The organism is Neobittarella massiliensis (ex Bilen et al. 2018) (assembly GCF_014269355.1).
Classification (GTDB): Bacteria; Bacillota; Clostridia; order Oscillospirales; family Ruminococcaceae; genus Neobittarella; species Neobittarella massiliensis.
On the sequence record NZ_JACOGI010000001.1, the window covers coordinates 322,245 to 341,046 of the forward strand.

Genomic DNA, 18,802 nt, shown 5'->3' on the forward strand with positions numbered 1-18,802 from the left:
ACAGGGGGGCAAGCTGCCTGCCGGTCAGGCAATAGAGTGGATGTACTGGCTGATGCGGGATACCCCTTCGCGGATGACTTCCTGCGAGTTGGCAAAGCACACCCGCAGATATCCCTCGCCCATCCGGCCAAAGGCCTGGCCGCCCACCGTCAGCACCCCGGCTTTGGCGATCAGGTCGATGGCGATCTCCTCCGAACGCTTGCCCAGCTCTTTTACATTGATAAAGGTGCAAAACGACCCCTCGGTGTGGAAGAGCTTTATTTTGGGCAAGCCCGACAGCCCCTGCATGAGGATATCGCGGCGGGCGGCATACTCTTTGGCCATAGCCTCTACGGCATCCTGCGGGCCGCTGATGGCCTCGGTACCGGCAGCCAGCACAAAGGTGGGCAGGCAGGCGGCCAGCGACTGCTGCATCTGGCCGATGTGGAAGATGAGTTCGGCGCTGCCCAAACAGTAGCCGATCCGCCACCCGGTCATGGCATAGGTCTTCGAGAGCGAGTTGACCACGATCACCTGGTCTTTGATGCGCTCCACCTGGGCCAGCGAGTAGTGCTTTTTGCCGTCAAAAACGATGGCCTCGTACACCTCGTCAGATATGACGTACAGGCCGTGCCGCTCTATAACGTCGGCCAGCCCCTCGGCGGCCTCTGGGGTCAGCATCGAGCCGATGGGGTTATTGGGGTAATTGACGATGACTGCCTTGGTCTTGGGGGTGATGTACCGCTCCAGCGTCTCTGGTGTCAGTTTAAAGCCGTCTGCTTCGTACACCGGTACCCGCACCACTTTGCCGCCCAGCACCTCCACCTGGCCGGGATAACAGGTGTACGACGGGTCGGGGATGAGCACCTCGTCGCCGGGGTCTATAATAGCCATCAGCGTCAGCATTACGCCCTCTACGCCGCCCAGCGAGGCACACACGTTTTCCGGCCCGTAGGTGCGGCCAAACTGGCGGGTGTACTTGTCGGCCACCGCCTGCCTGAATTCCATGGTGCCGGCCTCCGGCGCATAGCGGGTCTGGCCGTCGCGAATGGCCCGGATAGCCGCCTCCTTGATGTTGTCCGGAGTCTCAAAATTGGGTTCACCGTTACAGAGATTGGCGTAGCCGGGGTATTTAGCCGCCACGTCGAACATGGCGCGAATACCCGAGGCGGGGAAGTTGGCCGCGATATTTGAAAGCCCTAACATAACGTTCTCTCCCTTGTTGCATAGTTTGTAATCCAGCTGTGAGCTGTGCAAAAAGCTAAATTTCTGATGTTTTTATTATACAGATGCACAAAGGTACCGTCAATTATTTTTTGCAGGAAATCTATTTTCCAAAAACGATTTTGTAGGCAGCCCTTTAAAACGGTGCAAACTGCGCAGATACAGGGATTTTCATTGTCAGGGGGCCCGGCTGAATAGTTCCTGGTGCCTGATATATACGCCAGAAAATAGCAGGATTTGAAAGTTTAGAGAAAGAAAACTTGCAAATAAGCCCTCTGCATTCTGTAAAAAGCAGAGGGCTTATTCGATTATTACACAAAAATATGCTGGATATTTGTGCACGATAACGGGTCCATGGACATCCAGCCCAGCTGGTGGGGGCGGTATACTGAAGGCACAAAAGCGCTTTTGAACTTGCTATTACCGCCGTAGCCGGTTCACCGGTCCCGGCCGGCACACTGCCGCAATATGTCGGCATCACCGACATATACCCGCCCGTCCCGCCGTATGATGGCCCCTTTTTCCTGTAACTGCTGCAGGTATTTGCGCACTGTGCGGGGGGTGGTGCCCAGCACCTCGGCGGTGTCTTCGGCCCGCTGACACAGGCCATCTGGAGCGGCATTTTTTAACAGGTAGTCGGCCAGTCTGGCCCTGACTGACCGGGGCCGGTGGTACAGCGAACGCATGAACCCATCGGCCATACCGCGGGCGTTGTGGCAGGCCAGATAGTAGCACAGGTCGTTACAGCTGTGTACCATCTGCAAAAAATCAGCTACCGGGGTACCCAGCAGCACCGCGTCGGTGCTGGCAAAGGTGTCGGGCTGGTTGGGGTAAGCCACCAGCGCCTCGATCTGGCCCAGCAGCGTACCCGGCCCCCAGCAGAGCCGGCTGCGGTATCCGCCGTCCGGGGTGGGCAGCCGGGTCACCACCTCGCCGTCGAGAATGAGGTATACGGTCTGCACCAGATCGCCCGAGCGGTAGATCAGCTGCCCGGCCGAAAGCTCTACTTTAAAAAAGTGATCCAGCAGCCGGTGCTGCCGCAGGATCTCGTAAACAGTTTGCACGCAAAGATCACCTCACAGAAAAAAAGGGAGGACACATTATGAAAAAGTATTTGGCGGTGCTGCTGGCAGCAGTGCTCTGCCTGGGCAGCCTGTCCGGCTGCGGCGGTAAAAACGGTGCTCAGGAGCAAAAAGAGATCAAGAAGATCGCCTATCTCTGCTCCAACCTGGGCGATAAATCTTTTAATGACGTGGCCTGGGAAGGCGTAAAAAAGGCCGGTGAAGAATTCGGCCTCGAAGTCAAGGCGGTGGAGTACGGGGCCGACAACAAATCCCGTATGGAGCCCACGCTGCAGGATGCGGCCGGCAGCTATGACATGGTCATCTTCAGCGGCAACGAGATGATCGAGTTCCTGGAGAAGTGCTACGAGGACTTCCCCGATACCAAGTTCGTCGCCTTCGATATCGACCCGGTGTACGAGCTGACGATGCCCAACGTGTTTGTGGTGGCCTATCTGCAGCACCAGGGAGAGTTTTTGACCGGTGTGCTGGCCCAGCGGCTGTCTGCCAGCGGGGTCACCGGCCTGGTGGGCGGCACCGAGGCTGTGGGCATCAACGATTTTCTGGTGGGTTACATCCAGGGCGTCCAGTACGCCGACCCCAACGCCAAGGTGGCCATCTCCTATGTGGGCGGCTTCACCGATTCGCCCAAGGCCAAAGAGCTGGCCTACCTGCAGATGGATCAGGGGGCCGATGTGCTGCACCAGGTGGCCGGCGGTGCCGGGCTGGGCGTGTTCGAGGCCTGCGTCGACCGCGGCGGCGCCAGAGCGATCGGGGTCGACGCCGACCAGCGGGCCTACTTCCTCGAGTCAAATCCCAAGGTGGCCGATGTCATCGTCACCTCTATGCTCAAGCGCAACGATGTCTCCCTCTACAATATAATCAAAGATAGCTTGGATGGCAACATCGCCTTCGGCACCATGGAGAAGTGGGGCGTCAAGCAGGGGGCCACCGTACTGGCCGATAACGACTACTACCGGCAAACGGTCCCGCAGCCGGTTCGCGATGAGGTGCAGCAGGTCGCCGACCAGATCGCCAGCGGCGCCATCACCGTCAAAACTGCTTACGGCATGGAGCAGGAGACCTTTGCCCAGATGCGCAACGCGGTCAAGCCGTAAAGGGGGAAAAACACCGTGAGATATCCCCCGCTGCTACAGACTTACTTCGACTGCGGCTATGGCCGCGAGCCGGACCGGGACCTGGTCCGCGACCGCTGGCTACAGAGCAGATTACAGCCCCCGACCGGCACGGTCGACGCGGTAGTAGATACCGACGCCTACAACGAGATCGACGATCAGTACGCGCTAGCTTGGCTGTTATGCGCCCCCGACCGGGTACGCATACAGGCTATCACCGCCGCCCCTTTTCATAATATCAAAGCAGAAAGCCCTGCGCAGGGCATGCAGCGCAGCTACCGCGAGATCCTTCACGTGCTGGAACTGCTCGGCTGTCCACAGCGAAAAAAAGACGTCTACCTGGGCGCCGAAAGCTTTTTGCCCGACGAGAAGACGCCGGTATTATCGCCGGGCGCGCAGAAGATCATCGATCTGGCAGAGCGCCGCCTACCAGAAGATCCGCTGTACGTGGTGGCGATCGGCGCTATCACCAACGTGGCCTCAGCGCTGCTGTGCCGTCCGGCTATCCGCGACAACATCGTAGTGCTCTGGCTGGGCGGCCATAGCCGCCACTGGCCCAACACCCGTGAGTTTAACTTGGTGCAGGATATCGCCGCCGCCCGGGCCGTGTTTGCCAGCAAAGTGCCACTGGTGCAGTTTCCCTGTGCCGGTGTGTGCGAACAGCTGGCGGTCACCGGCCCCGAGCTGGAGGCGGCGCTGCGGGGACAAAACGCCTTTTGCAACTACCTGTGCGACCTCACCGCCAAAGAGGCCGCCCTCTACTGCCAGGGGCCCCAGTGGAACCGCATCATCTGGGATATCGCTCCGGTCTCCTGGCTGATGGGCAAAGACATGGTAGATACCCAGATACTGCCGGCCTGGCCGCCCAGCTACAGCGGCTACTATGAAGTGCGCCCCGCCGGCCACAGCATGGCCTGTGCCTATGCGGTGCACCGCGAAAAAATATTCTCCGACCTGTTTGCCCGTCTGTCCGGCAGGCGACTGCCCTAAATGATCTAAGGGCCAAGGTTTATTTTGGCCACAACACTGCAAGTGTTTTTCCTTCTCACAAAAAGGGGACCCCGATCGGGGCCCCCCTTTTTCTTTTAGCCCGTTATCACGCGGGCGCCACATCGTTATAGATAAAGTCGTGCAGCTTTTGCACAGTGGTCTCCTCGTCAAACATCATGTAGTAGGTACCGGTCGACATGTCTCCCCAGTAGTCGCCATCGCAGGGGAAGCGGCTGGTCTCAAAAGTGGGTTTGCCCAGCATCATGGGGCCGTAGGCCATCACCGTGTCAAAACCGATCGAGGTGGTGGTCAGCGAGAGCAGCTGCTTGACCATACCGGGGTACTCCAGCGGAGACATGTTCAGCGCCTTGGAGAAGATGGCCGAGAGCACTTCGCGCTGGCGCTCGGTGCGGCCGAAGTCGCCGTTGCCCACATAGCGGATACGGGAGTAGGCAACTGCCTGAATGCCGTTCATCTGGTAGGTGCCCCCGCCCGAGAAATAATAGGCACTGGGGTCTTTGCCGGCGATCTGGCACTGCTCGGCGATGCTGTTATTGGCGTTTTCCGCCTCTTCGTCAGATATCTCCAGCGTCACGCCGTCCACCGCGTCGACGATCTCGGCCATGTCGTTAAAGTTGACGGTGGCGTAGTCGGCGATATCCAGCTGAAAGTTTTCGTTGAGGGTGCGAATGGCCAGCTCCGGCCCGCCAAAGGCATAGGCATGAGTGATCTTGTCGTAGCCGCGGTCGGGGATGTTGACATAGGCGTCGCGCATGATGGAGGATACCTTCACCTTGTTGTGCGCCTTGTCCACCGACAAGATCATGATCGAGTCAGAACGGGAGTTGGTGCTGCTGTCGCGGGAATCCACACCAAACAGGGCGATATTTTTCACCTTGCTGTCCAGACCGGTGGTGATGCCCAGCTTTCCCTTATCCAATTTCTGGGAATCCAGTCCTTTGGTCATATCCCAGATCAGGTAGCCGCCGGCAGCGCCGACCAGCAGCACCAACACCAGCAGCGTAATGCCTATTTTAAAGAGGATACCGTGTTTTTTCTTTGCCTTTTTCTGTTTGGGTTCGCCGTGTTTCACTCGATCACCTTTTTTCTGTCTTTTTTTGCGGCTGCGACCACTCTGGCCGTCGGCCTCCTGTGCGTCTTCACCGCTCTCCTCCCCGCCGGGTATCTCGCGGGTGCGCGCCTCTGTTGGCTGGGTATAGGGGGCGCTGGGGGCCGGCTGATACGTGCGGGTGTTGTCGGCGCCATCGGTCGGGGTCCGGCGGGGGGCGCCGGGGGTAAAGTCGCCAGTCAGGCCGGTGTCGCCACTGCCTGTATCCAAAATGTCAAAGGGGTCAGAACCCCTGTCTGGTCTGGACATTGCGGTCACTCCTTTCTGTACCGGGCGGCGGTAGCCGCCTTTGCCGGGCCCTCACGGCGACAGCTGTCACCGTGAGGGCCCCAGTGCATAAGAACTGCCTTATTATAGTATAATTCGCGCTAAAATGCAACGCAGAGGGACGATCAGCTGCCACGATCTGCCACCGATCGACCCCGGCCATATAGGTTTACAGCCGCCGTCCGCCCGTGCTATGATAGGGGCAGTTTCACTTTTACCGAGGACGGGGAGGAGATCCAATGTACGAAAAGTTGGGCGATTGGAGCGAGGCGCTGGCCGATGAACTGGCGGCCCCCTATTTTAAACAGCTGGTGCAGCGGGTGCAGCAGGCCTACCGCACCGCCACCGTCTACCCGCCCCGGGGCCAGGTGTTCACCGCTTTTTTAAAGACGCCCTATAAACAGGTGCGGGTGGTACTCCTGGGGCAAGATCCCTACCACGGCCCCGGCCAGGCGCAGGGGATGAGCTTTTCGGTGGCGCCGGGTATGCCCATTCCCCCCTCGCTGCAAAACATCTACCAGGAGCTGTATGACGATCTGGGCATCCCCCCGGCCGATACCGGCTACCTGGGCCCCTGGGCAGAGCAGGGGGTGCTGCTGCTCAACAGCTGCCTCACGGTGCAGCGGGGCCGGGCGGGCAGCCACCGCGAATTTGGCTGGCAGCGCTTTACCGATGCGGTCATCGCCAAACTCGGTCAGCGGCCCGAGCCGATAGTGTTTCTGCTGTGGGGCAGCGATGCCGGCCGCAAAGCGCCGCTGATCAAGGGCCGCCAGCACCTGATCCTGCGCGCGCCCCACCCCAGCCCGCTGTCGGCGTTTCGCGGCTTTTTCGGCTGTCGCCACTTCTCGCAGACAAACGCCTTTTTGCTTCAGCACTACGGGCGGGGCATCGAGTGGAACCTGGGCCGCAATAAAACGGCAGCAGAGGGGGATGGCCCCTGCAATAAAAGCGAGTAAAATGTGTTCCGGCCGCACTGCGGCCGGCTTTTTTGTGTATCGGTGTAGTGCCGTTACCGGCTAAAACGCGCTGCCGCCGCCGCTGGCGACAGTTTTTGATAAAATCTTTGATAAGCGCTTGACAACCGATCTGCACAGCTGTATTATTGTATTAACGACTTAGTACAGTGGTACATCGGGAGGTGGCCAGATGTGGGAGATAAAAAATGACCGGCCTATCTACATCCAGCTGGCGGACAAGATCCGCCAGCGCATCATCACCGGCGTGTACCGCCCGGGGGATAAATTGCCCTCGGTGCGGGATCTGGCGCAGGAGGCGGGGGTAAACCCCAACACCATGCAAAAGGCGCTGACCGAGCTCGAGCGCAGCGATCTGGTGTACGCCCAGCGCACCAGCGGCCGCTTCATTACCGAAGACGCGGGGAGGATACAAAAAATGCGGGAAGACATCGCGCTGGAGCAGGCGCAGGCTTTTTTAAACAAAATGGCTGACCTGGGTTTTTCACGGGTCGAGATCGTGGCGCTGATGGAACGCGCCGTAGCAGAGAGGGGATAGAGGGATATGGATCTTATCGTGTCGATCAGCGGCCTCACCAAAAATTACGGTATCAAACAGGCGCTGCGGGGGGTCAATCTGGCGCTGCCCAAGGGCCGTATCATCGGCCTTTTGGGGCCTAACGGTTCGGGTAAGAGCACACTGATCAAAATACTCAGTGGGGTGCTCTGCCCCACCGCCGGCCAAATACAGATCGGCGGGTTCGCCCCGGGCATCGAGACCAAGCGCATCGTCTCCTACCTGCCCGAGCGCACCTATCTCAGCGACTGGATGAAGGTCGACGACGCCATCGACATGTTCGTCGACTTTTACCCCGACTTTAGCAAAGAGCGGGCCTATGATATGCTCAGCCGCCTGCAGATCGACCCGCGGGCGCGCTTTAAGACCATGTCTAAAGGCACCAAAGAAAAGGTACAGCTCATCCTGGTCATGAGCCGCCGCGCCCAGCTCTACCTGCTGGATGAGCCCATCGGCGGCGTAGATCCGGCCGCGCGGGACTACATCCTGCAGACCATCATTTCCAATTACGACGAAAATGCCACCGTGCTCATCTCCACCCATCTCATCGCCGACGTAGAGCAGATCCTCGACGATGTGGTGTTCATCAAAGACGGCCAGGTCATGCTGCAGGCGGCGGTGGAAGACATCCGCGAAAAGCAGGGCAAATCGGTCGACGGTCTGTTCCGGGAGGTATTCAAATGCTAGGCAAACTGATAAAACACGAGTTTAAAGCCACCAGCCGCATCTACCTGCCCATGTTCGGCGCAGTGCTGCTGCTCACACTGGTCTCTAAGGGGCTATTGGTGCTGCAGAGCCAGATATCGTTTATGGATACACTGGCCGGCCTGAGCATCATCCTCTATGTCTGCGTACTCATCGCCGTGTTCGTAGTGGGCTTTGTGGTGATGATACAGCGCTTTTACAAAAACCTGCTGGGCGATGAGGGCTACCTCATGAACACGCTGCCGGTCTCGCCGGCCAGCCACATCTGGTCCAAATTCATCACCGCCACCGTCTGGAGCATCGCCACCGTCGCCGTCGTGCTGCTGTCTATCCTGATCTTGGTCTGGAACCGCGAGGTGCTCGCCACCATCGGCCACCTCTTACACCAGCTGGTGTGGATGTTCGAGCAGGTGTATCAGGCCAAGCTGCTGCCGCTGGTCATCGAGACCATCATCGCCATGTTGGTGGGGCTGGTATCGGGCGGTTTCATGGTCTACTGCGCCATCGCCATCGGCCACCAGGTGCGCGGTCACCGGCTGCTGGGCTCCATCGGCGCCTACGTGGTGCTGTACATGACCACACAGATACTCTCCACCGGCGTCATCATGGTGCTGGGCATCGCCATGGGCGGGCTGGATATGTTAAACGCCGCTATACCGCCCATCAATTTCCTGCATGGGCTCATGCTCTCCACCATAGGTCTCTCGGCAGTTATTGGGGTGGCCTGTTTCATCGCCACCAACTATCTGCTCAAACACAAACTCAATTTAGAGTAGGGGAATAACCGATCATGTCAAACTGCAAATTGCTCCCCCGGCTGTTACTGGGGGCGGTGGCCGGGGCCAGCGCGGCGGTGTGCGCCGGGTCTCTGGCCGTCACGCTGGCACTGCGCGCGGTACCGCTGTGGCTGTTTTCGCTGCTGGTGCTGTCGGCCGGTTTGGCCGTAAGTGCCGCCGTGGTGTATCGCTTTTTAGGGCGGCTGCCCAGCAGCACCATCCGCTGAGTACTACATGCAAACAAATACATGCGAGAGGAGAAATAGATCCATGCAACGGCAAACACAGGTAGGCAAGCTCACACCCGCCAAGCTGTTTTGGCTGTTTATGGCCGGCAGTCTGGGCGGTGTGGTCGTAGAGACACTGTGGTGTGTACTCACCACCGGCACCGTACAGAGCCGGGCCGGCGTGCTGTATGGTCCCTTTAATCCGGTATACGGCATTGGGGCCGTGCTGCTCACGGTGCTGCTCACAGCGGTAGAGCACCGGGGCAACTTGTGGCTGTTTGGTTGCGGGGCGCTGTTGGGTGCCGGGTACGAGTTTGCCTACAGCTATATCGAGGAGCGCCTGCTGGGCACCGTCTCGTGGGAATACAGTCATCTGCCTTTCAGCATCGGCGGCCGGGTCAATCTGTTTTATGCTCTGGGCTGGGGCGCGCTGGGCCTGTTTTGGATCCGGGTGCTCTACCCGCGGTTAGATGCTTTCATCAGCCGTATTCTGCAGCAGCAGGCCGGCTGGCTCACAGTGGCCGTGGCCATCTTTATGGCCGTCAATATGGGCCTCTCCTTTATGGCGGTGGGCCGTCAGGCCCAGCGGCGCGAAGGTGTTGTCGCCGCCGACCCGCTGGCCGTGTTTTTAGACACCCACTACAGCGATGCCGTGCTCCAGCAGCGCTACCCCAACACCCAGGTGCAAAAGTAGCGCCGGCCGGCACATTCACCCATACATAAAAAAACAGGCGGTGCACCGTTTCGGCACACCGTCTGTTTTTATACCTGTCGGCATGGGCTGCCCCCGGCAGTCGACTTTTTCACACCACACATACCGGCTGAACAAGGTATACGCATAAAAAAGGAGCTTTTCGGGTGTCAGTGGCGCCCGAAAAAGAGGGGAGATGATCTTCGTGGCAGTAGACGAGCTGTTTGCCGCCGATGTAGAGGCGATACGCGCCCACCGGCACGACCAGGGAGGAGACTATTGGACCACGCCGGACCACCGGCTGCTCAAGGGCTCGCCCTTTAATATGCTGGAGTGTATGCAGTACCTGCTGGAGCTGGGCGTAGAGCCGCAAGACCCCGACTTGCAGGCCGCCGCCGCGCTGCTGTGGAACTGTCAGCGCCCTGACGGCCGCTTTCGTCTCTACCCCAAAGGCGCTATCTTTCCCTGCCAAACAGCCCATGCCGCCCAGGTCCTGTGCCAGCTGGGGCAGAGCTGTCACCCGCGTCTGCAGGTGACGATGCAGCACCTGTTCGATACTCAGCAGCCCGACGGAGGCTGGCGCTGCGAGAAATACTTCTTTGGCCGCGGGCCCGAGACCGCGTACTCCAACCCCTACCCCACGCTCATAGCGCTGGACGCACTGCGGCGCAGCGGCCGGTGTGACTGTCAGCCGGCGCTGGAGCGGGCGGCGAAGTTTTTGCTGGCTCACTGGGATATCAAAAAGCCCATCGGCCCCTGCCACTATGGGATCGGCAGCCGGTTTATGCAGGTGGAGTACCCCTTCCGGGGCTACAATTTGTTTTTATACGTCTACGTGTTGTCCCACTTGCCTGCCGTGCGGGGGGACCGCCGTTTTTTAGAGGCCTTTCACGCCCTACAAGAAAAAACGGTCGACGGCCAGATCGTCGTCGAGCGGGTAGTTCCCAAGTTGGCCGGTCTGTCCTTTTGCAAAAAGGGGCAGCCCAGCTCGCTGGCCACCGCCCGCTACCGCGAGATCCTGCAAAATCTCGGATGACCTGCCACAGCAAAAGCGCCGGGCACATCCGCTGGTGGTGCACCTATCCAGGGCGGCACCGGGGCGGTGCCGGCCGCATGATCCGAGTGGCGAGAGCCGGTGTTTACAGGTATGGCCTTTGAGGTATGCCGGTGTCGCCGATACACCGATCAATGAGAAAAAAGGCTCCATAGCACCGCACATAGCAGCAGAGCAGAAACAGCGCTGCCTATGGCTAGCAGGATTTTTTGGTAAGGTCGTTTGCCCAATTTCTGCTGTTTCCGCTCGCCGTTTAACGGCCGATTCTCCATAAAGGCCACGATCTCCCTATAGGTCTGGATATCGTGGCGCCTTTTTAAGCGTTCGAGACGCAGGGCAAAAATCAGGGTAGCCCCCAGTAACACGGTCCACAGCAGCGCACCACCAAGTCCCCACCATTTGACCAGCGGCACAGCAGCAAGTACAGTAACGGGCAAAAAGACCGCATATACAGCGCTGTATCGATTGAGTTTATCTATCTCTTTTTGCTCGACCTGCTGTCGCATGCGCTCAATATCTCCCTCGAGCAACTGGTCCAGAGAAACTTGAAACAGCGCGCCGAGCTGTAGCAAACGGTGGATGTCCGGATAGCTTTTTTGGGTCTCCCAGTTAGATACGGTCTGTCTTGAAACACACATCTTTTCAGCGAGCATCTCCTGAGAGAGCTGTAAATTGGTCCGAAACTTTTTTATTTGATTGCCGATATCCATGCCGTTACACTCCTCATATCACCTGCCTGTATACCAGGCTTTTGACCAGCTTAACATTCGTAACACGTCAGGTCCAGCAAGAACTGTTGACATGGTCAAAAAACTACTGTCAAAAGAATTTGACAGCCGTCTTTCTGCAAAAAAAGAGGTGACGATCGGCAGCTAGATAAACCCATAAATATTTCAGATGTATCATAAAAAGGAGAGATCGCCTCAGCAGGCGATCTCTCCTTTTTAAAGATGATATATCAGGGACCTTACACCCCAAAATCCAGCTCTAAGCCGCTCTTCTCGGCGATCTGGTATAAGTGGGCCGTACCGGTGACGTTGCGGTGATCGATGACTCGAAAATCGCCGGCCATGGTCTCGGGCAGCAGGTCGCAAAACAGCACGTTGGCTCCGGCGGCGATAGCATCCAGGTTGCCCTGCTCGTCGGCCAGCCCGTTTTTCAAGTCCTCTCCCGGCTGTTGGGCGGTGATGTTCACCCCCGGTATCATCAGCCGCAAAAGAGCGATCTCCTTCAGGTTGGTCAGCAGGTCGCCCCGCCCGCCTTCAGCGGCCAGCGGGGTGCCCATGGCCGGCATGTAGGGGATGACCGGCGCCCAGCTGATCTGTAACTCTTTCATCAGCATGATGTCGTCAGCCAGCTGCTCTATATCCTGTCCGGGAAAGCCCACGATGTTGCCCGAGGCCAGCTTCATACCGCTTGCCTGCACCGCCTCAATGGCCGCCATGCGCTGGGCAAAGTTGGTAGAGGGATTGAGCCGGTCAAACGTCTCGGGGTCCGACATCTCAAATTTCATCACGTACTCGTCGGCCCCGGCCGCCCGCAGCTGGGCATACTGCTGGGCGCTGTACTCACCGCAGGCCAAGCTCTGGTAGAGCCCCAGCGCGTGGATCTGCTCCACTATGTACAGCAGGTCCTCAAAGTGGGCGCCCGGGTCCTCTCCCGAAATGAGAAAAATGCGGCCAAACCCGCTCTCTGCAGCCATTTTGGCGGCGGCCACGATCTCGGCCGGGGCAATTCGGTAGCGCTTTACCCCGGTGTTGCCCGCCCGCATGCCGCAGTACAGGCACTTGTTTTTGCAGATGTTCGAGTACCCCAGCATCGAGGTCACCCGCAGCTGTCCGCCTTTCTGGGCGTCCAGTGCCGCACCCGCCGCCGGCAAGATCTCGCTTTCAAAGCGGCTTCTGTCCATGCGCAAAACTTCCAGTACCTCCGACCGGGTCGTTATCTCCATCACGGTTCTCCTCTCTGCGCCATAGCCAGCAGCTGTCCGCCCATCTTCCGGGCCTCTTGTTGGTCGTGAGTGATGAGCAGCACGGTGCTGCCCTTTGTGTGGCGCTTTACGTAATCCATAGCCTGCTCGCGGGTGGCGGCGTCCAACCCCTTAAAGGGCTCGTCTAAAAACAGCACTTCGCCGCCAAACAGCACCGCCCGCGCGATCGATACCCGCCGTTTCATACCGCCGCTAAAGTCCCGTACCGGCTTGTCGAGCGCCGCTTCCTCCAGCCCCAATTGCCGCAGGTGGTCGCGTATACGCCCGGTATCGGCCGTGCGCCCCAGTACCATCTTTATGTTCGAGACCGCTGTAAACGGCTCACACAGCCGGTCCTCTTGAAACACGGCGCTCTTTTTTTTCGGCACGCCGGTGATCGTCCCCTCGTCGGGCGTCAAAAAACCCATCAGCAGCTGTAGCAGGGTGGTCTTGCCGCAGCCGGAGGGACCCATGATACAGCTGGTCTGCCCCTTTAAAAAGCGGGCGTTTAGATCCTCGAGCACCACCTTGTCGCCAAAGCGCTTGGTGATGCCGCGCAATACGATATCGCTCACAGTCGCTCCAATCCGGCAAAGGCCCGTTTCAGTAAGGTGATAAACAGTTTTTCAAACAGCACGCTCACCAGCACGATGACCACCGTCCACGATAACAGATCGGCGGTGCTCAGGTATACCTTGGCCTCGTATAGCTGCTCCCCGATCGACCCCGATGGGATGCCGATGACCTCGGTGGCGATGCCCGCCTTCCACGACATGCCCAGTGCCACGCTGCAGGCCGAGAGCAAAAACGGCTGTAATTGCGGCAGGTAGATGTACAGCAGCCGGCGGCGCCAAGGTACTTTAAACAGGTGGGCCATCTCCACCAGCTGCCGGTCGGTGGCCTGCATGCCCTGTAAGGTGTTAAAGTACACCACCGGAAACACCATCAAAAACGAGATGAATACCGACAAGCTGCTGGCCTGCAGCCAGATCAGGCTGAGGATGATGAAAGAGGCGACAGGCACCGACTTTACCGCCACGATGAACGGCCACAGCAGCACCTCGATAGCGTGTACCCGGGCCGACAGCGCCCCCAGTACCGCCCCGGCAATCAGGGCCAGCAAAAAGCCGGCCACGATGCGCCAAAAACTAAAGCCCACCGTCTGCCAAAATGCGCTCTCGCGCACCAGCTCGGCCAGTCGTCCGGCCACCTTTACCGGGGTCACCAAAAGCAGCTGTTGCCCCAGTGCCATAGCGGCAAATTGCCACAGCACTAAGGCAAACAGCACTGCACCGGCGCGCTGCCAGAACAGTTTATTTTTCATAGTAGAAATCGTCAGCCGGCAGTTTGCCGCCGACCGAGGCAGGGTTCTGGTCGTACAGCACCTGTAAATAACCCTTCAGAGCGGTCTTCATCTCGCTGCCGTCAATATAGGTGATATTGCAGTAGGGGATGGCCTTCTGGGCGATGGGCGCCTTGACGATATCGTACTTCTCCACCAACTGCGCGGCCGCCTCCACGTTCTGGTTCACATAGTCGGTCGAGGCTTTGTACTCCTCTAAAAATTTCTGTAACTGCTGGGGGTACTTCTCGGCAAACTCCCGCCGCACGATCAGCCCGGCGGTGATGAACTGGCTGTCGTTATCCAGTTTGTCCCACTCTCCGGTCAGGTCCAGCGCCACCCGCAGATCGGCGATCTGGGTGCTGGCCACCGTTACGAACGGCTGGGGCAGCATGGCGATAGCCTGGTCCTGGGTGGCCATCTGGGCCACCACCTCGGTGGGCTCGCTCTTCCACTCCACCGTCACATCGGTGGCCGGGTCAAGACCGTTTTGCTGTAATAGGTAGTTGAGCGCGTACTCCGGCGTGGAGCCCTTACCGGTGGCATAGATGGTCTTGCCCTTTAAGTCGGCCCAGCTGTTTACCGTGTTGCCGCCTTTTTCGGTGATGTAGATCACACCGAGGGTATTGATGGCCAAAAACTCCACCGCCCCCTCAGAGTTGTTATAGAGGATGGCCCCCAGGTTGGCCGGTACTGCCAAAATATCGAGCTCTCCCTTGAGCAGCTTGGGGGTCAGCTCGTCGGCCGATCCGGCCATCGTGAACTCGATCTGGCTCTCACTCTTTTTCTCCTCGGCGTCAGAAAGCAGTTTGACCATACCCATAGAGGTGGGGCCCTTCAGGCCGCCCAGGCGAATGGTGGTGGTCGCCTCCTGCCCCGAGGAGACATTTCCCTTGTCACCGGTGTCTTTTTCGCCGCAGCCGGCAAACAAAAGGGTCACCAGCGAAAGCGCCAGCAGCGCAGACAGTACTCTCTTCACAAAAATTCCCTCTCTCTCTTTTTAAACGGGCGCCCGTTTTATGCCACAGGGCCCCAAAACGCAAACATACGCCGCCATCTCTGGCCGCGTATGTATCATACCCCATATTTCTGCTGTGTGCCGTTGCATTTGCAACGAAATGGTCGGTCTGTCAAAATATTGTCAGAGGGTGGGTCCCATCGACGTGAGCAGTTCAAACTGATTTTTGTGAAATCGCAGCACGCCTTCGCGCTGCATCTTCGACAGCTCCCGCGACAGCGCGCTGCGGTCGGTGCCCAGGTAGGCGGCCATGTCCTGTCGGCCAAAAGGCACCGTAAAGCGGTTGCTGCCGGCGCGGTGGGCACACTGGGTAAAAAACACTACCAGCTTTCCCCGCAGCGTGTTTTTCGAGAGCACCTGCACCCGGTCATTCATCGACAGCGCCTTGCCGGCCAGCAGCGCAATGAACCGCTCCACCAGCAGGTGGTCCTGGGGGTCGCCGCCGCAGGCGCGGTGTATGGCTGCCGTCTGCATCCAAAGCACCCGGGTATCGCTGGCCGCCACGACTGAGATGGGCTGCTCCTCCACCGCCAAAAAGCACATCGACTCGCCAAAGGTACTGCCCGGCCCCACCCCGGCCATAATGATCTGGTTGCCGTCGATATCGTCCATAAACACCTGTACGCTGCCGGTGAGCACCAGCCCAAACCGCGCCAGCGTACTGCCACAGCGGTGCAGCAGCGCCCCTTTGGGGTACTGCCCGGGCAGCGCGTCAAAAAAAGCCAGTGCCCGCTGCAGCGCCGGCCCCTGCAGGCCGCAAAACAGTTCGCTCTTCTGCAGGGCCGCCAGGTCCTCGGCCGTCAGTGTCAGCGCCATAACGCCCCTCCTCTTTTCCGGCGCGCGGGCCGGTCACATCAGCGGTGCCACCAGCCGGATCACGTCCTGCGCCAGCCGGGTGAAAAAGCCGCAGCGGCAGTCCTCTTCGGTGATCTCCTGGCACACCTGTAAAGTCTGTAAAAAATCGCTTTTTACTTCGCCCACCGCCCGGCTGCCGCACATCCATACCCCGCACTCAAAGTGCAGGTACAGGCTGCGAAAATCCATGTTGGTGGTGCCCACCGTGGCCACCTCGTCGTCCGATACGAACGTCTTGGCGTGGATGAACCCCTCGGTGTACTCGTAGATGCGCACCCCGCCCTGGATCAGCTCCCGGTAGTACGAGCGGGTGGTCATGTGCACCAGCCACTTGTCCCACTTGTGCGGGGTGATGATGCGCACATCCACCCCGCTCTTGGCCGCCAGACACAGCGCCGACACCATGCTGTCGTCCACGATCAGGTACGGGGTGGTGATGTACAGGTAATCTTTGGCCCCGGCGATCATCTGCATGTACACGTGTTCCCCCACGTTTTCTTTATCCATGGGGCTGTCGGCATAGGGCTGTACCAGTCCGTCGCTCTGCTGGGGGCAGGGGCCGTCTGCCCAGGGGTAGTAGCCGGCAAAGTCCTCCGGCTGTTTCTGGTAGAGCGACCACATCTGCAAAAACATCAGCGTAAAGCTCCAGGCGGCAGCCCCCTCTACCATAATGCCGGCATCTTTCCAGCGCCCGTGCTTTTCGTACACGTCGATATACTCGTCGGCCAGGTTGATCCCGCCGGTAAAGGCCACCTTGCCGTCTATCGAGATGATCTTGCGGTGGTCGCGGTTATTTTGCCGCGCAGTGAGCATGGGCCTAAAGGGGGAGAACACCGCGCAGCGGATGCCTGCGCGCTCCATCTGTTGGGGAAAGTCGGTGGGCAACAGCAAAAAACAGCCCAGGTCGTCGTACAGCAGCCGCACATCTACCCCCTGGGCCGCCTTGCGCCGCAGCACCTGAAAAATGCTGTCCCACATCACGCCCTGCTGCACGATGAAGTACTCTAAAAAAATATAGCGCTCGGCTCTCTCCAGCTCCAAGAGCAGCCGCTCCAGTTTTGCCTTGCCCGAGGGGAAATAGGTGGTCTGGCTGTGGCCGTACACCGGAAAGCCCACGAACTGCTGCAGGTAGCGCATCTGTGCCATGTGCTGCGGCGCCTGCCGGGCCGCCTGCAAAAAACAGTCTCCGGGCAGGTAAAAAAGCGGTGCCGCCATCTCCTGCGCGGCCTGGATCTGCCGCGAGAATTTTTTGGTCGAGGTCTGAAAGTTGAACACCAGGTAGAGCAGCCCGCCAAACACCGGAAACAGCAGGATCAAAAATACCCAGGTCAGCTTATAGGCGCCCTTATCGCGGGTGGATACGATCTGCAGCGACACCACCAGACTAATGGCCACCAGCACCCAGTTGACCGCCTGCGAGGCCCGGCTGCCGCTGATGATGAGATACAGCATGCACCCCATCTGTAAAAGAATGAGAAACGCCACCAACATACGGCGGCGAAACAGCTCGCGAAACCACTTTTTTTGCACCGGACCGCCCCCCCTCAAAAGATCGCCCGGTCACATATCAGGCGGTCTGCACATCACTTCCACCCCCATTATAACAGATTACCGCCGCGCTGGGTACCTGTCTGCTGTTTGGGAGCTGGCCAGCACCAAAAAAGGTGGCGCCGCACAGGCGCCACCTCCTATAAAATGTTTCTGTCCCGCTCAGCCCTTTACCGCTTTTTCGGCAAAGGTGTTGTTGACCAGTTTCGAGTAGTCGGCGCGCGCATCCAGCTCACCGGCCTCGCTCATGATGTCCTGCAGCTTTTCAAAAGACTGCTCCTCCATCACCGGGTCGGTGCTCCAGGCGTCGATATCCTTGTAGCGCTGTACCACCGTCTCCAAAATATCCATGTCGGTGTCGGCAAACGACGGGGCGATCGCTTTGGCGATCTCGGCGGCTGAGTGCTCCTGCACCCACTGCTGGCCCCGGTACAGAGCGTTTACAAATTTCTGGTACAGCTCCGGCTTTTCAGCCAGCAGGTCTTTGTTGGCAAAGTAGGCGGTGTAGGGGATCTCGCCGCTCTCCTCGCCGATCGAGGCCACGATATAGCCTTTACCCTCTTTTTCCATCATCGAGGCGGTGGGCTCGAACACGGTGACAAAGTCGCCGGTACCGCCGGTAAAGGCGCCGGCCATGGCCGAGAACTGGATGCTGTCGTCAAACACCACATCGGTGCCGGGGGTCAGCCCTTTCTCTTTCACCACGTGCTCCAGCGTCATGTAGGGAACGCCGCCTTTGCGGCCCGGCAGCAGGCTCTTGCCCTTTAAGCTGTTCCAGTCAAACGACTCCACCTTCTCGCGGCCCATCAAAAACGAGCCGTCGCGCTTGGTGACCTGGGCAAAGATCTGGCTGTAGTCCTTCTTGCCCTCGTTATAGATGTAGATGGCCGCCTCGGGGCCGCCAAAGCCGATGTCGATAGAGCCCGACAGCACCGCGGCCATCACCTTGTCGGTGCCCTGACCGGCCGACAGCTCGATATCCAGTCCCTCGTCCTCAAAAAAACCCAGATTGATGGCGGCGTACTGGGGGGCGTAGAATACCGAGTGGGTGACCTCGCTCACCTTCACTTTGGTCAGCTCTTTCTTATCCCCCTCTTTTTTGCTGGACGAACAGCCGGTGAAGATGCCGGCAGTCACGGCCAGCGCCATAACGGCGGCCAGCGCTTTGGTGCTTTTTTTCATGGCGTACACTCCTTTATGTAGTTTGGGCCGCAGTGGTGGTGCGGCCTGCAGATATACCGGTTTATGCGCCGGCGGCAAAAAGTGTTCCAAAATCGGTGGGGCGCCGGCCAAAATCTGGC

20 protein-coding genes are annotated in these 18,802 nt (G+C 58.9%); 9 read left to right on the forward strand and 11 right to left on the reverse strand.

The features are described 5' to 3' along the window. Window positions 1-24 precede the first annotated feature (24 nt). A complete protein-coding gene (locus H8K20_RS01530; RefSeq protein ID WP_154865931.1) occupies window positions 25-1,185 on the reverse strand; it encodes a pyridoxal phosphate-dependent aminotransferase in 1,161 nt (386 codons plus the stop codon). 455 nt (window positions 1,186-1,640) lie between these two features. After that, window positions 1,641-2,267, reverse strand: a complete 627-nt coding sequence (locus tag H8K20_RS01535) for a helix-turn-helix domain-containing protein (protein WP_186487279.1) — start codon at window positions 2,265-2,267, stop codon at window positions 1,641-1,643. Between the two features lie 38 nt (window positions 2,268-2,305). On the opposite strand from H8K20_RS01535, the gene H8K20_RS01540 reads away from it, so the two are divergent. Together H8K20_RS01540 and H8K20_RS01545 are read left to right on the forward strand one after the other, a co-directional pair. After that, window positions 2,306-3,382, forward strand: a complete 1,077-nt coding sequence (locus H8K20_RS01540) for a BMP family ABC transporter substrate-binding protein (RefSeq protein WP_105203411.1) — start codon at window positions 2,306-2,308, stop codon at window positions 3,380-3,382. 15 nt (window positions 3,383-3,397) lie between these two features. Next, on the forward strand, window positions 3,398-4,390 hold the full coding sequence (locus H8K20_RS01545; protein ID WP_105203412.1) for a nucleoside hydrolase: 993 nt from the start codon (window positions 3,398-3,400) through the stop codon (window positions 4,388-4,390). Window positions 4,391-4,496: 106 nt separating this feature from the next. Here H8K20_RS01545 and H8K20_RS01550 read toward each other — a convergent pair whose 3' ends face one another. Continuing rightward, the gene (locus tag H8K20_RS01550) at window positions 4,497-5,768 is read right to left on the reverse strand and encodes an LCP family protein (RefSeq protein ID WP_186487280.1); all 1,272 of its coding nucleotides are present in this window, start codon (window positions 5,766-5,768) and stop codon (window positions 4,497-4,499) included. Window positions 5,769-6,025: 257 nt separating this feature from the next. On the opposite strand from H8K20_RS01550, the gene ung reads away from it, so the two are divergent. The 7 genes from ung to H8K20_RS01585 all read left to right on the forward strand — a co-directional run bounded on the left by ung (window position 6,026) and on the right by H8K20_RS01585 (window position 10,751). Further along, the gene (gene ung / locus H8K20_RS01555) at window positions 6,026-6,742 is read left to right on the forward strand and encodes a uracil-DNA glycosylase (protein WP_186487281.1); all 717 of its coding nucleotides are present in this window, start codon (window positions 6,026-6,028) and stop codon (window positions 6,740-6,742) included. 190 nt (window positions 6,743-6,932) lie between these two features. Further along, complete coding sequence (locus H8K20_RS01560; RefSeq protein ID WP_105203415.1) at window positions 6,933-7,298, forward strand: GntR family transcriptional regulator; 366 nt, start codon at window positions 6,933-6,935, stop codon at window positions 7,296-7,298. 6 nt (window positions 7,299-7,304) lie between these two features. After that, the gene (locus H8K20_RS01565; RefSeq protein WP_105203416.1) at window positions 7,305-8,003 is read left to right on the forward strand and encodes an ABC transporter ATP-binding protein; all 699 of its coding nucleotides are present in this window, start codon (window positions 7,305-7,307) and stop codon (window positions 8,001-8,003) included. Continuing rightward, the gene (locus tag H8K20_RS01570; protein ID WP_186487282.1) at window positions 7,997-8,797 is read left to right on the forward strand and encodes a hypothetical protein; all 801 of its coding nucleotides are present in this window, start codon (window positions 7,997-7,999) and stop codon (window positions 8,795-8,797) included. Before H8K20_RS01565 ends, H8K20_RS01570 begins: the two co-directional genes overlap by 7 nt. Window positions 8,798-8,811: 14 nt before the next feature. Then, complete coding sequence (locus H8K20_RS01575) at window positions 8,812-9,024, forward strand: hypothetical protein (protein ID WP_154865925.1); 213 nt, start codon at window positions 8,812-8,814, stop codon at window positions 9,022-9,024. 43 nt (window positions 9,025-9,067) lie between these two features. Continuing rightward, entirely contained in the window at window positions 9,068-9,718 is a 651-nt protein-coding gene (locus H8K20_RS01580; RefSeq protein ID WP_164998079.1) for a putative ABC transporter permease, read from the forward strand. Window positions 9,719-9,911: 193 nt separating this feature from the next. Next, a complete protein-coding gene (locus H8K20_RS01585; RefSeq protein WP_207721440.1) occupies window positions 9,912-10,751 on the forward strand; it encodes a prenyltransferase/squalene oxidase repeat-containing protein in 840 nt (279 codons plus the stop codon). Between the two features lie 149 nt (window positions 10,752-10,900). On the opposite strand, the gene H8K20_RS01590 is transcribed toward H8K20_RS01585, so the two are convergent. From H8K20_RS01590 to H8K20_RS01625, 8 genes are all read right to left on the reverse strand, one after another. Continuing rightward, complete coding sequence (locus tag H8K20_RS01590) at window positions 10,901-11,479, reverse strand: helix-turn-helix domain-containing protein (protein WP_186487283.1); 579 nt, start codon at window positions 11,477-11,479, stop codon at window positions 10,901-10,903. 257 nt (window positions 11,480-11,736) lie between these two features. After that, window positions 11,737-12,720 carry a biotin synthase BioB gene (locus H8K20_RS01595; protein ID WP_186487284.1) on the reverse strand — a complete coding sequence of 328 codons (984 nt, stop codon included), beginning with the start codon at window positions 12,718-12,720 and terminating at the stop codon, window positions 11,737-11,739. Continuing rightward, window positions 12,720-13,313, reverse strand: coding sequence for an ATP-binding cassette domain-containing protein (locus H8K20_RS01600; protein WP_243562435.1), 594 nt, complete (start codon window positions 13,311-13,313; stop codon window positions 12,720-12,722). Before H8K20_RS01600 ends, H8K20_RS01595 begins: the two co-directional genes overlap by 1 nt. Continuing rightward, the gene (locus H8K20_RS01605; protein ID WP_186487285.1) at window positions 13,310-14,062 is read right to left on the reverse strand and encodes an ABC transporter permease; all 753 of its coding nucleotides are present in this window, start codon (window positions 14,060-14,062) and stop codon (window positions 13,310-13,312) included. The genes H8K20_RS01600 and H8K20_RS01605 overlap by 4 nt, the downstream gene beginning before the upstream one ends. Beyond that, entirely contained in the window at window positions 14,052-15,059 is a 1,008-nt protein-coding gene (locus tag H8K20_RS01610) for an MqnA/MqnD/SBP family protein (protein ID WP_186487286.1), read from the reverse strand. Before H8K20_RS01610 ends, H8K20_RS01605 begins: the two co-directional genes overlap by 11 nt. Window positions 15,060-15,221: 162 nt before the next feature. Beyond that, entirely contained in the window at window positions 15,222-15,914 is a 693-nt protein-coding gene (locus H8K20_RS01615; protein ID WP_186487287.1) for a Crp/Fnr family transcriptional regulator, read from the reverse strand. Between the two features lie 33 nt (window positions 15,915-15,947). Then, window positions 15,948-17,483: a cardiolipin synthase gene (cls, locus tag H8K20_RS01620; RefSeq protein ID WP_341480799.1), complete on the reverse strand. Its 1,536-nt coding sequence runs from the start codon at window positions 17,481-17,483 to the stop codon at window positions 15,948-15,950. A 180-nt stretch (window positions 17,484-17,663) separates the two neighbouring features. Continuing rightward, window positions 17,664-18,683, reverse strand: coding sequence for an ABC transporter substrate-binding protein (locus tag H8K20_RS01625; RefSeq protein ID WP_105203427.1), 1,020 nt, complete (start codon window positions 18,681-18,683; stop codon window positions 17,664-17,666). Window positions 18,684-18,802 lie beyond the last annotated feature (119 nt).

What these genes read in the sequence shown, in the direction of transcription:
- H8K20_RS01530 (WP_154865931.1), bottom strand. Translation starts at nt 1,185, where the DNA reads ATGTTAGGGCTTTCAAATATCGCGGCCAACTTCCCCGCCTCGGGTATT.
- H8K20_RS01540 (WP_105203411.1), top strand. Translation starts at nt 2,306, where the DNA reads ATGAAAAAGTATTTGGCGGTGCTGCTGGCAGCAGTGCTCTGCCTGGGC.
- H8K20_RS01550 (WP_186487280.1), bottom strand. Translation starts at nt 5,768, where the DNA reads ATGTCCAGACCAGACAGGGGTTCTGACCCCTTTGACATTTTGGATACA.
- ung (WP_186487281.1), top strand. Translation starts at nt 6,026, where the DNA reads ATGTACGAAAAGTTGGGCGATTGGAGCGAGGCGCTGGCCGATGAACTG.
- H8K20_RS01560 (WP_105203415.1), top strand. Translation starts at nt 6,933, where the DNA reads ATGTGGGAGATAAAAAATGACCGGCCTATCTACATCCAGCTGGCGGAC.
- H8K20_RS01565 (WP_105203416.1), top strand. Translation starts at nt 7,305, where the DNA reads ATGGATCTTATCGTGTCGATCAGCGGCCTCACCAAAAATTACGGTATC.
- H8K20_RS01570 (WP_186487282.1), top strand. Translation starts at nt 7,997, where the DNA reads ATGCTAGGCAAACTGATAAAACACGAGTTTAAAGCCACCAGCCGCATC.
- H8K20_RS01575 (WP_154865925.1), top strand. Translation starts at nt 8,812, where the DNA reads ATGTCAAACTGCAAATTGCTCCCCCGGCTGTTACTGGGGGCGGTGGCC.
- H8K20_RS01580 (WP_164998079.1), top strand. Translation starts at nt 9,068, where the DNA reads ATGCAACGGCAAACACAGGTAGGCAAGCTCACACCCGCCAAGCTGTTT.
- H8K20_RS01585 (WP_207721440.1), top strand. Translation starts at nt 9,912, where the DNA reads ATGATCTTCGTGGCAGTAGACGAGCTGTTTGCCGCCGATGTAGAGGCG.
- H8K20_RS01590 (WP_186487283.1), bottom strand. Translation starts at nt 11,479, where the DNA reads ATGGATATCGGCAATCAAATAAAAAAGTTTCGGACCAATTTACAGCTC.
- H8K20_RS01595 (WP_186487284.1), bottom strand. Translation starts at nt 12,720, where the DNA reads ATGGAGATAACGACCCGGTCGGAGGTACTGGAAGTTTTGCGCATGGAC.
- H8K20_RS01605 (WP_186487285.1), bottom strand. Translation starts at nt 14,062, where the DNA reads ATGAAAAATAAACTGTTCTGGCAGCGCGCCGGTGCAGTGCTGTTTGCC.
- H8K20_RS01615 (WP_186487287.1), bottom strand. Translation starts at nt 15,914, where the DNA reads ATGGCGCTGACACTGACGGCCGAGGACCTGGCGGCCCTGCAGAAGAGC.
- H8K20_RS01625 (WP_105203427.1), bottom strand. Translation starts at nt 18,683, where the DNA reads ATGAAAAAAAGCACCAAAGCGCTGGCCGCCGTTATGGCGCTGGCCGTG.